18 protein-coding genes are annotated in these 11,985 nt (G+C 71.6%); 6 read left to right on the top strand and 12 right to left on the bottom strand.

The window, feature by feature from the left end; all coding sequences use genetic code 11:
• Positions 1–150 precede the first annotated feature (150 nt).
• Positions 151–1,038 (top strand): fatty acid desaturase, encoded by an 888-nt coding sequence (locus FFK22_RS32905; protein WP_138892230.1) that lies wholly within the window; start codon positions 151–153, stop codon positions 1,036–1,038.
• Positions 1,039–1,043: 5 nt separating this feature from the next.
• Here the strand turns inward: FFK22_RS32905 and FFK22_RS32900 are convergent, their stop codons facing one another.
• Positions 1,044–1,943, bottom strand: coding sequence for a LysR family transcriptional regulator (locus FFK22_RS32900; protein WP_138892229.1), 900 nt, complete (start codon positions 1,941–1,943; stop codon positions 1,044–1,046).
• A gap of 99 nt (positions 1,944–2,042) precedes the next feature.
• Between FFK22_RS32900 and FFK22_RS32895 the strand changes: the two genes are divergently transcribed.
• The 3 genes from FFK22_RS32895 (at position 2,043) to FFK22_RS32885 (ending at position 3,938) form a co-directional block, all read left to right on the top strand.
• Positions 2,043–3,044 carry an aldo/keto reductase gene (locus FFK22_RS32895; protein WP_138892228.1) on the top strand — a complete coding sequence of 334 codons (1,002 nt, stop codon included), beginning with the start codon at positions 2,043–2,045 and terminating at the stop codon, positions 3,042–3,044.
• A 92-nt stretch (positions 3,045–3,136) separates the two neighbouring features.
• Positions 3,137–3,559 (top strand): group III truncated hemoglobin, encoded by a 423-nt coding sequence (locus FFK22_RS32890; protein WP_221939025.1) that lies wholly within the window; start codon positions 3,137–3,139, stop codon positions 3,557–3,559.
• Between the two features lie 4 nt (positions 3,560–3,563).
• Complete coding sequence (locus FFK22_RS32885; RefSeq protein WP_138892227.1) at positions 3,564–3,938, top strand: hypothetical protein; 375 nt, start codon at positions 3,564–3,566, stop codon at positions 3,936–3,938.
• A 7-nt stretch (positions 3,939–3,945) separates the two neighbouring features.
• Here FFK22_RS32885 and FFK22_RS32880 read toward each other — a convergent pair whose 3' ends face one another.
• The 8 genes from FFK22_RS32880 to FFK22_RS32845 all read right to left on the bottom strand — a co-directional run bounded on the left by FFK22_RS32880 (position 3,946) and on the right by FFK22_RS32845 (position 8,871).
• Positions 3,946–4,185: a hypothetical protein gene (locus FFK22_RS32880; RefSeq protein ID WP_138892226.1), complete on the bottom strand. Its 240-nt coding sequence runs from the start codon at positions 4,183–4,185 to the stop codon at positions 3,946–3,948.
• Positions 4,186–4,281: 96 nt separating this feature from the next.
• Positions 4,282–4,851 carry a hypothetical protein gene (locus tag FFK22_RS32875; RefSeq protein WP_138892225.1) on the bottom strand — a complete coding sequence of 190 codons (570 nt, stop codon included), beginning with the start codon at positions 4,849–4,851 and terminating at the stop codon, positions 4,282–4,284.
• A complete protein-coding gene (locus FFK22_RS32870) occupies positions 4,842–5,477 on the bottom strand; it encodes a lysophospholipid acyltransferase family protein (protein ID WP_138892224.1) in 636 nt (211 codons plus the stop codon). The genes FFK22_RS32875 and FFK22_RS32870 overlap by 10 nt, the downstream gene beginning before the upstream one ends.
• A gap of 1 nt (position 5,478) precedes the next feature.
• On the bottom strand, positions 5,479–6,423 hold the full coding sequence (locus FFK22_RS32865) for a phosphatidate cytidylyltransferase (protein WP_138892223.1): 945 nt from the start codon (positions 6,421–6,423) through the stop codon (positions 5,479–5,481).
• Complete coding sequence (locus tag FFK22_RS32860) at positions 6,420–7,028, bottom strand: CDP-alcohol phosphatidyltransferase family protein (RefSeq protein ID WP_138892222.1); 609 nt, start codon at positions 7,026–7,028, stop codon at positions 6,420–6,422. Before FFK22_RS32860 ends, FFK22_RS32865 begins: the two co-directional genes overlap by 4 nt.
• Before the next feature lie 34 nt (positions 7,029–7,062).
• Positions 7,063–7,932 (bottom strand): lysozyme inhibitor LprI family protein, encoded by an 870-nt coding sequence (locus FFK22_RS32855; protein WP_186002782.1) that lies wholly within the window; start codon positions 7,930–7,932, stop codon positions 7,063–7,065.
• A gap of 106 nt (positions 7,933–8,038) precedes the next feature.
• Positions 8,039–8,368, bottom strand: a complete 330-nt coding sequence (locus FFK22_RS32850; protein WP_138892220.1) for a YnfA family protein — start codon at positions 8,366–8,368, stop codon at positions 8,039–8,041.
• Positions 8,365–8,871 (bottom strand): CinA family protein, encoded by a 507-nt coding sequence (locus FFK22_RS32845; protein ID WP_138892219.1) that lies wholly within the window; start codon positions 8,869–8,871, stop codon positions 8,365–8,367. Before FFK22_RS32845 ends, FFK22_RS32850 begins: the two co-directional genes overlap by 4 nt.
• 155 nt (positions 8,872–9,026) lie before the next feature.
• Here FFK22_RS32845 and FFK22_RS32840 point away from each other — a divergent pair, with 155 nt between their 5' ends.
• Positions 9,027–9,713 carry a fumarylacetoacetate hydrolase family protein gene (locus tag FFK22_RS32840; RefSeq protein ID WP_138892218.1) on the top strand — a complete coding sequence of 229 codons (687 nt, stop codon included), beginning with the start codon at positions 9,027–9,029 and terminating at the stop codon, positions 9,711–9,713.
• Positions 9,713–10,285: a pyridoxamine 5'-phosphate oxidase family protein gene (locus FFK22_RS32835; protein ID WP_138892217.1), complete on the top strand. Its 573-nt coding sequence runs from the start codon at positions 9,713–9,715 to the stop codon at positions 10,283–10,285. The genes FFK22_RS32840 and FFK22_RS32835 overlap by 1 nt, the downstream gene beginning before the upstream one ends.
• Before the next feature lie 12 nt (positions 10,286–10,297).
• On the opposite strand, the gene FFK22_RS32830 is transcribed toward FFK22_RS32835, so the two are convergent.
• The 3 genes from FFK22_RS32830 to FFK22_RS32820 all read right to left on the bottom strand — a co-directional run bounded on the left by FFK22_RS32830 (position 10,298) and on the right by FFK22_RS32820 (position 11,929).
• On the bottom strand, positions 10,298–10,711 hold the full coding sequence (locus FFK22_RS32830; protein ID WP_138892216.1) for a type II toxin-antitoxin system VapC family toxin: 414 nt from the start codon (positions 10,709–10,711) through the stop codon (positions 10,298–10,300).
• Entirely contained in the window at positions 10,708–10,953 is a 246-nt protein-coding gene (locus FFK22_RS32825; RefSeq protein ID WP_138892215.1) for a type II toxin-antitoxin system Phd/YefM family antitoxin, read from the bottom strand. Before FFK22_RS32825 ends, FFK22_RS32830 begins: the two co-directional genes overlap by 4 nt.
• Before the next feature lie 73 nt (positions 10,954–11,026).
• Positions 11,027–11,929, bottom strand: a complete 903-nt coding sequence (locus tag FFK22_RS32820) for a LysR family transcriptional regulator (RefSeq protein WP_138892214.1) — start codon at positions 11,927–11,929, stop codon at positions 11,027–11,029.
• Positions 11,930–11,985: the final 56 nt, after the last annotated feature.

The following is an 11,985-nucleotide window of genomic DNA, read 5'->3' as shown; positions in this document are numbered from 1 at the left end:
CTCTCCCCGAGGAGAGGGAGGCAGTGCGCTGCCGCTCCTTTACCTCTCCCTGGGGAGAGGTCGAAATCGCGCAGCGATTTCGGGTGAGGGGCGGCCCCGGCCTCTCCGCTTGGACTTGATCCCCACCCCCGCCCGGCGCCAGGATGGCGCATGGCGGAGACCAGGGCATTGCCGCCGGAGGCGCTGAAGGCGCTGTCTCGGCGATCGGATCTGGATGGGTTGCGGGCGCTGGCCCGGCATGCCGGGCTGATCGCGCTCGGCGTGGTCCTGGTGCTGGCGGCGCGCGGCACGCTCTGGGTCTGGCCGGCCATGGCGCTGCTCGGCGCCGCCGAGATCGCCCTGTTCGCGCCGCTGCACGAGACCACGCACCGCACCCCGTTCCGTTCGCTGTGGCTGAACCGGGCGGTCGGCTGGGTCGCCGGCTTCGTGCTGTTGCTGCCGCCGGAGGGCTTCCGCCTGTTCCACATGGCGCATCACCGCCACACCCAGGATCCCCGGCGGGACCCGGAGCTGATCGGCGCCAAGCCGCTGACGCGTGGCCGCTACTGGCTGATCCTGACCGGCCTGCCCTATTGGGCAAGCCAGGCGCTTGGCCTGCTGCGCACCGCCGCCGGCCGCGACCGGTCGCCCTGGATTCCGGCGGCCGACCGGCCCCGGGTGGCGGCCGAGGCGCGGCTCTACCTGCTGCTCTACGCCGCGGTGCTGGCCGCCAGCCTCGCCGCCGGCAGCGCTCTGGCCCTGCTGCTCTGGGTCGGGCCGGTGGTGCTGGCGCAGCCGCTGCTGCGCTGGGTGCTGCTGGCCGAGCATTCCGGCTGCGTCCTCGGCAACGACCGCTGGGCCAACACCCGCACCACCCTGGCCGGGCTGGTGCTGCGCCTGCTGTTCTGGAATGCCAGCTACCACACCGAGCACCATCTGGCGCCCGGCGTGCCATTCCACGCCTTGCCGCGGATGCACGACCTGGTCTCTGCCCAGCTCGCGGTGCTGTCCCCGGGCTACCCGGCCGCGCATGCCGAGATCCGGCGCGGCCTGGCCTGACGCCATCACCCCCGATCCGTCCTGATGAAGTCCACGAACGCCCGGAGCGGCGCCAGCATGTGGGTGCGGCTGGGGTAATAGAGGAACGGGCCGGAGAAGCTCTGCCACCACTCCTCCATCACCGGCGCCAGCGCGCCGCAGTCGAGGTCCGGCCGCAGCGCCTCCTCGAACAGGCAGATCACGCCCAGCCCGGCGACGGCGGCCGCGATCTCCATCTCCAGCGAGGTCGCGATCAGCGGGCCCTCCGGGGTGATCCGGACGACCTGGCCGCCGCGCTCGAACTCCCACGGGCCGGCGACCCGGCCGCTGGGGAAGCGATGGCGGATGCAGGCGTGCTCCAGCAGGTCGCTCGGATGACGCGGCGTGCCCCTGGCCGCGAGGTAGGACGGCGCGGCGGCGATGACGAAGCGCTGGCGGCGCGGGCCGATCGGCACCGCGATCATGTCGCGCTCGATCCGCTCCTCGTAGCGGATGCCGGCGTCGAAGCCCTCGGCCAGCACGTCGACAAAACTGTCCTCCGCCGTCACCTCCAGCGTGATGCCGGGATGGGCCAGCAGGAAGCGGCAGGCGATCGGCGGCAGGATGTGGCGGGCGACGATCGACGGCACGTTCAGCCGCAGCGTGCCGGCCGGGCTGTCGCGGAAGCTGTTCACGGTGTCGAGCGCGCCGGCGACCTCGCCCAGTGCTGGTCCCAGCCGCTCCAGCAGCCGCTCCCCGGCCTCGGTCGGGGTGACGCTGCGGGTCGTGCGGTTCAACAGGCGCACGCCCAGCCGCGCCTCCAGCCGCCGCAGCGCGTCGCTCAGCGAGGAGGCGGAGACGCCGCGCAAGGTCGCGGCGCCGCGGAAGCTGCGGGCCCGGGCCACGGCGACGAAGGCGTCGAGATCGGATAGGTCGGGGCTGCTCATTGTGCGCTTTTCCGTACGGCTTGTTCGCCATTGGACGGATTATCGCACGAGACGGCGTCCGCCATATTGCCGGCATCGAAGCCCGTATCGGAGCCTGCCATGCAGTACCACCAGCTCGGCGCCACCGGCCCGCGCGTCTCGGCCCTCGGCCTCGGCGCCATGGGCATGTCCGGCATGTACGGCCCGTCCGACCGGGCCGAGAGCATCGCCACCCTGCACGCCGCGCTCGACGCCGGCATCACCCTGATCGACACTGGCGATTTCTACGGTTCTGGCCACAACGAGATGCTGATCGGCGAGGCGCTGCGGGCCAGCTCGAAGCGCGACGCTGCGCTGCTCAGCGTCAAGTTCGGCGGCTTGCGCGACCCGGCCGGCGGCTGGACCGGCTTCGACGGCCGGCCGGCGGCGCTGAAGAACTTCCTGGCCTACACGCTGCAGCGGCTCGGGGTCGACCACATCGAGGTGTACCGCCCGGCCCGGCTCGACCCGGCCGTGCCGATCGAGGACACGGTCGGCGCCATCGCCGAGATGGTGCAGGCGGGCTATGTCCGCCACATCGGCCTGTCCGAGGTCGGGACGGAGACGATCCGCCGGGCCGCCGCCGTGCACCCGATCGTCGACCTGCAGATCGAATACTCGCTGGTCTCGCGCGGCATCGAGGACGGCATCCTGGCGACCTGCCGCGAGCTCGGCATCGGCATCACCGCCTATGGCGTGCTGTCGCGCGGCCTGATCAGCGGCCATTGGCGGAAGGACAACGCTGCGGTCGGCGATTTCCGCAGCCACAGCCCACGCTTCCAGGACGGCAATGTCGACCGCAACCTGGCGCTGGTCGAGGCGCTGCGGGCGGTGGCCGAGGCCAAGGGCGTCACCGTCGCCCAGATCGCCATCGCCTGGGTGGCGGCGCAGGGCCGGGACATCGTGCCCCTGGTCGGCTCCCGCCGCCGCGACCAGCTGGCCGAGGCCCTGGGCGCGCTCGACGTCGCGCTGACTTCGGAGGACCTGGCCCGGATCGAGCAGGCCGTGCCCAAGGGCGCCGCCGCCGGCGACCGTTACGCCGCCGTCCAGATGGCCCATCTCGACAGCGAAAAGCGCGGGTGAGGGCGGCGGCTCCGGCCCATTCACGCCCGGAAACCCAGCCCTGCGGCGATCGGCCCTGGCGCGAGGGGCACGGCATCTGGCCATATATCCGCATGGATATGACGGATGCCGATCCCATCGAGCCGATCGACGAGGCGATGATCAGGACCCTGGTCCACGCCTTCTATGGCCGCGTGCGCGGCGACGCCGTGCTGGGCCCGATCTTCGCCGGGGTGATCGGCGCCGATTGGGGGCCGCACCTCGCCAAGATGTGCGATTTCTGGTCGTCGGTGATGCTGCGCAGCGCCCGCTACCAGGGCCGGCCGATGCAGGCCCATGCCGGGGTATCGGCGCTGCGGCCGGAGCATTTCGCCCATTGGCTCGACCTGTTCCGCGCCACGGCGCGCGAGGTCTGCCCGCCCCGGGCGGCGGCGCGGTTCATCGACCGGGCGGAGAAGATCGCCGAAAGCCTGCGCCTCGGCGTGATGTTCCAGCGCAGCATCCTGCCGGATACGCCGGCGCGCCGCGCGGGCTGAGCCGATGTCCAAGGGGGCTCCCGGCGTCGAGGAGCTGTTCCGGCATATCGACAAGCCGGCATGGCTGCCGGTCTACGACCTCCGCCGATACGCCGCCAAGGTGGATGACGAGTGCGGCTACGGCTCGGACATGATGGTCGGCATGGTGATCGAAGGCGCGCTGTTCGAGGAGGTGCTGGCCTTCCTGAACCTGTGCGCCGCGTTCGCCCGGATGTACACCAGGCAGCGCCCTTACAAGGCCGCGGGCGATGCCCCGCCCGGCGCGCTGGAGCGGGCCCTGGCCGAGAATGCGCAGCGCGACTGCCCGACCTATACCGGGCTGATCGAACTGTTCCTGCGCGCGGGCGTCATCGGCGAAACCAGGGGAATCCCCGGATAGAAGGCCGTCAGCGCTTCGCCGCGAAAGCCGCTATCGCGAAGCCGGCGCCGACCACGGCCAGGCCGCCGACGATGGTGACGATGGTGAGCGCGACCGACAGGTCGCTGCCCGTCGGGCCGAACAGGGCGAGGAAGCCGGCGCCCAGCCCGGCCAGGGAAATGCCGCCGACGGTCAGCAGCGACTGCAGGTCGGATGGGGTCTCCGCGGCGGCGCTCTTCGCGCGGCCTTCGGTGCGCGACAGGTCCATGGTTCTCTCCCGGCGGTCCGGCTGAGCCGATCCCGCGGCTGCCGTCTCCATATGTCGGATGTGTTGCCCCAGAGATAGGGCGGCGGGGAGCTGGCGTCAGCCCCCGACCTTGGACCAATAGACCCCGTAGAACGCAGACCAGCCCAGCGCCGCGAGCAACAGGCGCACCCGGACCGGCTGCATCCAGCCGGGCATGGCGGGTGTCAACCGCTGCAGGATCGCCCCGGCGGCGGCGAGCGCGACGAAACGCGGCAGCCGCACCAGCGGCGTCAACAGCGCCAGCTCCCAGACCGGAATGCCGAGGCCGGGCGCGCTGGCGGCGGCGATCTTGTAGGGGATGCCGCTCAGGCTGGCCCAGATCAGCACCCCGGTCAGGCCGGCGGCGGAGTCGGTGCCGGCCATCAGCCCCTGCATCCGGGCGATCATCGCGGTCGGGATCGCCGGCACCGCGTCGACCAGGGCGATCGCCGTCTCCGGCGCGTGGCTGGCGAACAGGGCCAGCGCGGTGCCGCCGACCATCGCCCCGGCCGCGGCGGCGACCGCGGCGCGCAGTCCGGCCCGCCAGCCGCAGGCCAGCGCGATCAGCGACACCGGCACGTCCGGCACCACGAAGAACAGGCAGGCCTCGGCCACGCCCCACAGGAAGGCCAGGAGGGTCAATCCCATTCCGGGAACCTCGTGCCCTCGACCAGCTTGGCCATGGCCGCCTCCAGCCCCTCGACGAAGGCATCCGTGTCCTCCGGCCGGTCGGCCAGGGGCGGGCCGACGAAGGCGTCGCAGAAGAACGGCACCGGCAGGAAGGCGCCGCGCGGCAGCACCTTGCCCAGCCCGTGCAGGTAGACCGGCACGATCGGCACGTCCGGCCGCCGCTTGGCCAGGTGGCAGATGCCCTTCTTGAAGCGCTGCAGCCGCTCCGGCTCGCCGCGCGACCCCTCCGGGAACAGGATCAGGATGCAGCCGCGGTCCAGCGCCTCGATGCAGCCGGTCAGCGGGTCCTCGCCGCGCTCCCGCGCATGCCGGTCGAAGGGCAGGATGCCCATGCAGCGGGTCGAGAACCAGGCCATCGCCTTGCTGCTCATGAAATAGTCGGCGGCCGCCACCGGCCGCACCTTGTGCAGGATCCGGCTCGGGAACAGCGAAGTCAGGGCGACGGTGTCGGCATGGCTGTTGTGGTTGGCGACGACGATCGCCGGCCCGCGCATCGGCAGCCGCTCCGGGTTGCGCACATGCAGGCCCACGAACAGCAACATCAGGGGCTTGGTCACCAGCCAGTGGAACAGCAGCCGCCACATGTCAGTAGTAGAAATAGCGCATGAAGTGGAAGAACAGCGGCGCGGCGAAGATCAGGCTGTCGATCCGGTCCAGCACGCCGCCATGGCCCGGGATCAGCGTGCCGGTGTCCTTGATGCCGATGTCGCGCTTGACCGCCGAGACCGTCAGGTCGCCGAAGAAGCCGCTGACCGCCATCAGCGCCCCCGCCGCCAGCGCCATGGGCAGCGACAGCGGCGCCAGCAGCGGCCCGATCAGCCCGGCGACGATGGTGGTCGTCACCAGGCCGCCGACGAAGCCCTCCACCGTCTTGTTCGGGCTGACCGAGGGTGCGATCTTGTGCCAGCCGAAGATCCGGCCCCAGACATACTGCGCCACATCGTTGCCCTGGGTCAGGATCAGCAGCAGCAGCAACAGCCCGGCGCCGCCCGGCCCGGCCTGGCCCTCCTCCGGCAGCACGAAGAGGTAGGCGACATGGCCGATGGCGAAGACGCACAGCATCAGGCCCCAATGCAGCGTGCCCAGCGCCCGCAGGAAGCCGGTGACCTCGCCGCGCAGCACCATCATCGCCGGCACCACCATGAACAGGTAGACCGGCACCCAGATGATGAAGAAGCCGTACTGCTCCTGCGCGATCCACCACCATTGCGTCGGGATGGCCAGGTAGGCGATCAGCAGCACCGCCCGGTCGGCCCGCCGGGTCGGCACCACCGACAGATACTCCTTCAGCGCCAGATAGCTGACCACCGCCAGCACCACCAGCACCGCGATCGGGTTCAAGACCAGGGCGATGCCGCCGGCGACCACGATCACCCACCAGGAGCGGATGCGCAGCTTCAGCTCGGTCCAGTCCTTCTCCGGCTTGCTGCGGCGCAGATACAGGACAGCGGCCTCGGCGACCACCAGCACGATGATCAGGGCGCCCAGCGTCCAGGCGACGGTGGGGTCGACATCGAGTCCTGCGATCATGCTCCGATCTCCGCCAGGGCAGCGCGGACGCGGTTCAGGATGGTCAGCACCGACAGCAGCAGCAGCGCCCCCAGCACCAGCGGCATCCACAGCGCCGGGGCCAGGATCTGGAAGAAGGCGGCGACGGCGAGGACCGAGAAGGCGAACGCGCGGTCGGATTTGCCGAAGGGCCCGTCATAGCGCCGGCCGGCGCCGATGGTGCGCCCGGCGATGCCGGCGGCCTCGCCGATCACCGCCAGCAGCACGATCACCACCACCAGCCAGGGCGGCGCCGGCAGCAGCAGCGCCAGCGGCAGGTACAGCGCAGCATCCGACACCATGTCGCCGATCTCGTTCAGCAGGCCGCCCAGCGGCGTCGGCCGGAAGAACTCCCGGGCCAGCATGCCGTCGATGGCGTTCAGCGCCATCCGCAGCAGCAGGAAGGGCGGGTACAGCGGCAGCAGCCAGGCCCAGCCGGTGGCGGCGGCCGCCAACCCCAGCAGCACCGACAGGCCGGCGGCGGCCAGGGTCACGGCGTTGGCGCTGATCCCCTTCGCGGCCAGCCGCGCGGCGGTCGGTCGCAGCAGCGCCTGGAATCTCGGTTTGATGTCGTAAAGCGATGGCATGGATCCCCCGATCCCCATCATACCATCGCGGGCGTCATGGCTTTTTCGTGGTGCCGTCGTTGGCGGGATCCTCCTGCGGATAGCCCGGATCGGTCAGGCAGGCGCGCAGCCAGCTTGCGTCGTCGTCCAGCCCGCCGCCCTCGGCGTCGATCCGGGGCAGGGATCCGGCCGCGGCGACGGCATCCACATTCGGCTTCAGGTCCCAGCCCGCTTCGGCCTCCTGGTCCTGATCCGGGCAGAGCGGCAGGTCGCCTGTGCCGCCTATGGCGCACGCAGCGACGGTCTCCAGCGTGCCGCCGACGACCTCGGCGACGGAATGGGTCTCGGACACCGAGCCGGACGCCCAATCCTCGGCGACGCCGCAGACCCGGTCCTTGTTCTGGTAGAAGCGCGTGGCGAAGCAGCCATAGATATCCGCCGACGCCGACCGGCCGTCGGCCGGCAGGAAGTCGCATGCGGTGCTGAAGCCGGCGAAGGGCCCGCCGGTGAACCGGGCGGCGAAGCGGCGCTGCGCCTCAGCTGCTGCGATCAGGTCGAACTGCTTGGGGTCGGTCCGCGAGCGCAGGCCGAGCGCGTCGGAGCGGTCATGCATCGCCTTCAGCAGCCGGGCATGCCAGGCGGCGTCGTCCTCGCCCTCCTCCGGGCCGGCGAGCCGCCGGTCCCGCGCGGCCAGCCAGCGCCGCTGGCTGGCGACCAGCATGTCGCGGATCTCGGCGTCGCCCGCGGCGGCTTTCAGGATCTGGGCATAGGCCTGGCCCATGGCCGTGTCGGCCGTCTTCAGCCGCTTGTCGGCGCAGATCGCGCGCTCGAGCGTCGTCGACGCCTTGCCGCAGTCGAGCGCGAAAGCGGGGCCGGAGAGGGCGAGGAGGGCGGCTGCGGCGAGCAGCAGGGATCTCATGGTCATGGCAGCCTTGGACACGAGGCGGAGCGGGAAGGTAAGGACGTCCGTCCTGGGGCGGGGCATCATCTCCGCGCCCAAACCGGGCGGGATCGTGGCGGAAGCGCGACGGTCACGCGGCGAAGCGCCGTCCGAACAGGATGACGCCGGCCCCGGCCAGGCACAGCACGGCGCCGGCCAGGTCGAAGCGGTCCGGCCGGCTGCCCTCGACCGCCCACAGCCAGGTCAGCGATGCGGCGATGTAGATCCCGCCATAGGCGGCATAGGCTCGGCCGGCGAGCTCGGAATCGATCCGGGTCAGCAGCAGGGCGAAGGCGACCAGGCAGGCGATGCCCGGCAGCGTCCACCACGGGCTGCGATCCAGCCGCAGCCAGGCCCAGAAGGCGAAGCAGCCGGCGATCTCGGCAAAGGCGGCGAGGATGAAGGCGAGGATCGAGGTCACGGCTGGCCGTCATGCGCCGGTTCGGACGCCAGCCCGTCCGCCAGCAGGCGCAGCAGGGCCAGGGCGAAAACGTCCATGTTCGCGGCGCGGTCGGTGCTGCCGGTCGCGATGATTGCCGTCAGATCCCGCGGGCCGCACAGGGCGATGCAGCTGTGCCCGGCCGGGTCGCCGTAGCGGTTGCCGGTGGGGCCGGCCGCGCCGGTCTCGGCAATGCCCCAGCTCGACCCGAAGCGGTCGCGCACGGTGCGCGCCAGCATCGCCGCATAGGGCTCGGTCGACGGGCGCAGGCCGGCCATCTCGGCCTCGCCGATCGCCAGCAGCGCCCGGCGGGCCGCCGCGGTGTAGACCACCGCCCCGCCCAGGAAATAGGCGCTGGCTCCCGGCACGGCCAGCAGCGCGGCCGACACCAGCCCGCCGGCGGAGGATTCGGCGACGGCGATGGTCTGCCGCCGGGCGGTCAGCAGCTGCCCCACTTCTGCGGCGATTTCGGCGATGGTCGTCATCCGGTCCTCGGTCCCTCGGTCCGACGGCAGGATGCATCGGTTCCTGCCGCGGATCCTAGCGGCGGCTGACATCAGGCTTCGATTCCGGGTTTGACAGGCCGGGCGGCGCCGCGCAGCTTCGCCGCGGACCATCGCCTGCCGTGAAGGACTTCCCGATGTCGACCGTGATCACGCCGCCGCCGCAGACCCTCGTCCCGGTGCTGGGCAGCGACGCCGCCTTCCCCGTCGGCCGCATCTTCTGCGTCGGCCGCAACTACGCCGCCCATGCCCGCGAGATGGGCCATGATCCGGACCGGGAGCCGCCGTTCTTCTTCGCCAAATGGGCCGATGCGGTGGTGCCGACCGGCAGCACCATCGCCTATCCGGCGGCGACCAGGGACCTGCATCATGAGATCGAGCTGGTGGTCGCGATCGGCGCCGGCGGCACCGACATCGCCGCCGATCGCGCGCTCGGCCATGTCTGGGGCTATGGCGTCGGGCTGGACATGACCCGCCGCGACATCCAGGCCGAGGCCAAGAAGCTGGCGCGGCCCTGGACCATGGCCAAGTCCTTCGACCAGTCGGCGCCGCTGTCGCCGCTGCGCCCGGCCGCCGAGATCGGCCACCCGTCCGAAGGGGCGGTCTGGCTGAAGATCAACGGCGAGACCCGCCAGTCCGGCGACCTGGCCGACCAGATCTGGCCGGTGCCGGAGATCATCGCCCATCTCTCGCGGCTGGTGGCGCTGCGCCCCGGCGACCTGATCATGACCGGCACGCCGGACGGCGTCGGCCCGGTCAGGCCCGGCGACCGGCTGGAGGGCCATGTCGACGGCGTCGGCGACCTCGCCGTGACCTACCGCTGATGGCCGAGGACCTGGCCGCGGTGCTGGCCGACGCCTGGGCCCGGCTCGGCCGCGCCACCGGCGAGCGCCGCCGCACCACCGGCCGGGTCGCCCTCGCCACGCTGAACGAACGGGGCGGGCCGGCGCTGCGCACGGTGGTGCTGCGCTCGGCCGACCCGGCGGCGCGGCGGCTCGAGGTCCATACCGACCGCCGCTCGGTGAAGGTGGCGGAGATCGCCGCCGACCCCGCCGTGGCGCTGCTGCTCTACGAGGCGGCGGACGAGGTGCAGATCCGGGTCGAAGGCCGGGCGCAGCTGCTGCCGCCGGGGCCGGCACTCGACGCCGCCTGGGCGGCGACGCCGGGGCCGATCCGCGCCGCCTATCGCATGCCGGGCCCGCCCGGCACCGCGATCGCCGATCCGGCTTTGCCGCCGCCGACGACCGACGGGTCCGAGGCGGGACGCGAGAATTTGGCCGTGATCGTGCTGACGGTCGACCGCATCGACTGGGTCCGCCTGGTCCCCGGCGCCGACCGCCGTGCCCTGTTCGACTGGACTGGCGGAGCGCTGCAGGCGAGCTGGCTCATTCCCTGACGGCGGTGCAGCTTATGGCCACGGGTTGAGGACCGAAACGCCGGTCCCGGCCACATCCGCCGCATTGCGCGTGACCAGGGTCAGGTCGTGCACGATCGCCGTGGCCGCGAGCAGCGTGTCGATCACCGGCCGCGGACGATCGGCGGACAGGACGCCCCACAGCTTCGCTGTAGCCGTATCGACGGCAAGGACCCTGTCGGCGAAGCTTGCTTCGAGGGCCTCCGCCCAGGTGCTGAGCTTGGCCGCCATCTTGGCGTCAGATCGGTGTCTGACCTCGATGCCCTTGCGCAACTCGCCGATCGTCAGGACGCTGACGAACAGCTGCGCCGGATCAGCGGCCGACAGGAAGGACAGAACGCGGGGTTCCGCCCGGGTTCGCCGCGTCTCTGACAGGATGTTGGTGTCCAGGAGGTAACCGGCGGTCACAGCGCGATCTCACGCCCGGTGTCACCATCGCGCTCGATGGTGAAATCGTCCACTTTCGGGCCGCTCAGGAGGACCGTCCGGACATCCACCTGCCGTGAGAGCAGGGCGCGGTAATCCTCGATCGACAGCAGCACCGCGCGCTCGCGTCCGTGGCGTGTGATGGTCTGAGGCCCTTCCGTCCGTGCCCTCTCGATCACCTCGCTGAAGCGGGTCTTCGCCTCCTGGACCTGCCATTCCGCCATGCTTCACTCCTGACCTATCTGACCAGAATATTGATCTGACTGATCGCAATGGCAAGTCTGGTTGACCATGTGCTCATGTATCGGCGCCCCCGATCTCGCAGGCCCGGGCGATTTTCGGCAGCCAGGCCTGGCAGAAGTCCAGATAGGTCCGGACGATGGTCGACGGGTGGCGGTGCGGCGGGTAGACCAGGTGCAGCGGCCATTCCGGCAGCTTGTGCTGCGGCAGCAGCGGCACCAGGCGCCCCTCGCGGATCGGCCCGGCTGCCAGGAAGGGCGGCAGCTCGGTCACCACGTCGCCGCTCAGCGCGCGGCTGCACAGCAGGTGGTAGTCGTTGGCGGTCAGCACCGCCCGGGGCACCACCACCTGCCCGCCCAGGTCCCAGCGGGCCGGGGCGTCGATGCGCGTCGACCACACCGCGCAGGGGTAGCGGTGCAGCGCCTCGGGGTCGGCCGGCAGGCCCAGCCGCTGCACCAGCTCCGGGCTGGCGACGAGGACGGTGCGGAAGGACAACAGGTACCGCGCCACCATGGTCTCGTGCACGATCGCGCCGACGCGCAGGGCGACGTCGATGCCGTCCTCCACCAGGTCCATGCGCCGCTCGGTCGAGGTGACATGGACCTGGATGTCGGGATAGCGGCGCTGGAAGGCGGCCAGCAGGCCCCACCACGGCTCGAAGGTCTGGGGCAGGGACAGGCGCAGCCGGCCCTTCAGCCGGGCCTGGTCGCTGGCCACGGCCTGCTCGGCCTCCAGCAGCGCCTCGATGCCGCGGCCGGCATGCTCGTAGAGGCGGGCCCCGGCGTCGGTCAGCCGGGTACCGCGCGTCGACCGCTCCAGCAGTTGCACCTTGAGCTGCCGCTCCAGCTCGCGGATGCGGCGGCTCAGCGTCGGCAGCGGGGTGCCCAGGCGGGCCGCCGCCGCCGACAGGCTGCCGGCTTGGGCGACGGCGACGAACATTCGGGCGGCGTTGAGATCCATGCGGCCAGCCTATCATTTCCGGCAGGCTGGTTGTCAGCGGCGCGAATTCCTTTCCA

This window comes from Mycobacterium sp. KBS0706 (assembly GCF_005938675.2).
In the GTDB taxonomy this organism is placed as follows: Bacteria; Pseudomonadota; Alphaproteobacteria; order DSM-16000; family Inquilinaceae; genus Inquilinus.
The sequence above is the reverse complement of the archived record's forward strand: the minus strand, read 5'-3'. Positions and strand labels throughout refer to the sequence as shown.

Coding starts and splice junctions, on each gene's coding strand:
- FFK22_RS32905 (WP_138892230.1), top strand. CDS start 151: ATGGCGGAGACCAGGGCATTGCCGCCGGAGGCGCTGAAGGCGCTGTCT.
- FFK22_RS32900 (WP_138892229.1), bottom strand. CDS start 1,943: ATGAGCAGCCCCGACCTATCCGATCTCGACGCCTTCGTCGCCGTGGCC.
- FFK22_RS32895 (WP_138892228.1), top strand. CDS start 2,043: ATGCAGTACCACCAGCTCGGCGCCACCGGCCCGCGCGTCTCGGCCCTC.
- FFK22_RS32890 (WP_221939025.1), top strand. CDS start 3,137: ATGGATATGACGGATGCCGATCCCATCGAGCCGATCGACGAGGCGATG.
- FFK22_RS32885 (WP_138892227.1), top strand. CDS start 3,564: ATGTCCAAGGGGGCTCCCGGCGTCGAGGAGCTGTTCCGGCATATCGAC.
- FFK22_RS32880 (WP_138892226.1), bottom strand. CDS start 4,185: ATGGACCTGTCGCGCACCGAAGGCCGCGCGAAGAGCGCCGCCGCGGAG.
- FFK22_RS32875 (WP_138892225.1), bottom strand. CDS start 4,851: ATGGGATTGACCCTCCTGGCCTTCCTGTGGGGCGTGGCCGAGGCCTGC.
- FFK22_RS32870 (WP_138892224.1), bottom strand. CDS start 5,477: ATGTGGCGGCTGCTGTTCCACTGGCTGGTGACCAAGCCCCTGATGTTG.
- FFK22_RS32865 (WP_138892223.1), bottom strand. CDS start 6,423: ATGATCGCAGGACTCGATGTCGACCCCACCGTCGCCTGGACGCTGGGC.
- FFK22_RS32860 (WP_138892222.1), bottom strand. CDS start 7,028: ATGCCATCGCTTTACGACATCAAACCGAGATTCCAGGCGCTGCTGCGA.
- FFK22_RS32855 (WP_186002782.1), bottom strand. CDS start 7,932: ATGACCATGAGATCCCTGCTGCTCGCCGCAGCCGCCCTCCTCGCCCTC.
- FFK22_RS32845 (WP_138892219.1), bottom strand. CDS start 8,871: ATGACGACCATCGCCGAAATCGCCGCAGAAGTGGGGCAGCTGCTGACC.
- FFK22_RS32840 (WP_138892218.1), top strand. CDS start 9,027: ATGTCGACCGTGATCACGCCGCCGCCGCAGACCCTCGTCCCGGTGCTG.
- FFK22_RS32835 (WP_138892217.1), top strand. CDS start 9,713: ATGGCCGAGGACCTGGCCGCGGTGCTGGCCGACGCCTGGGCCCGGCTC.
- FFK22_RS32825 (WP_138892215.1), bottom strand. CDS start 10,953: ATGGCGGAATGGCAGGTCCAGGAGGCGAAGACCCGCTTCAGCGAGGTG.
- FFK22_RS32820 (WP_138892214.1), bottom strand. CDS start 11,929: ATGGATCTCAACGCCGCCCGAATGTTCGTCGCCGTCGCCCAAGCCGGC.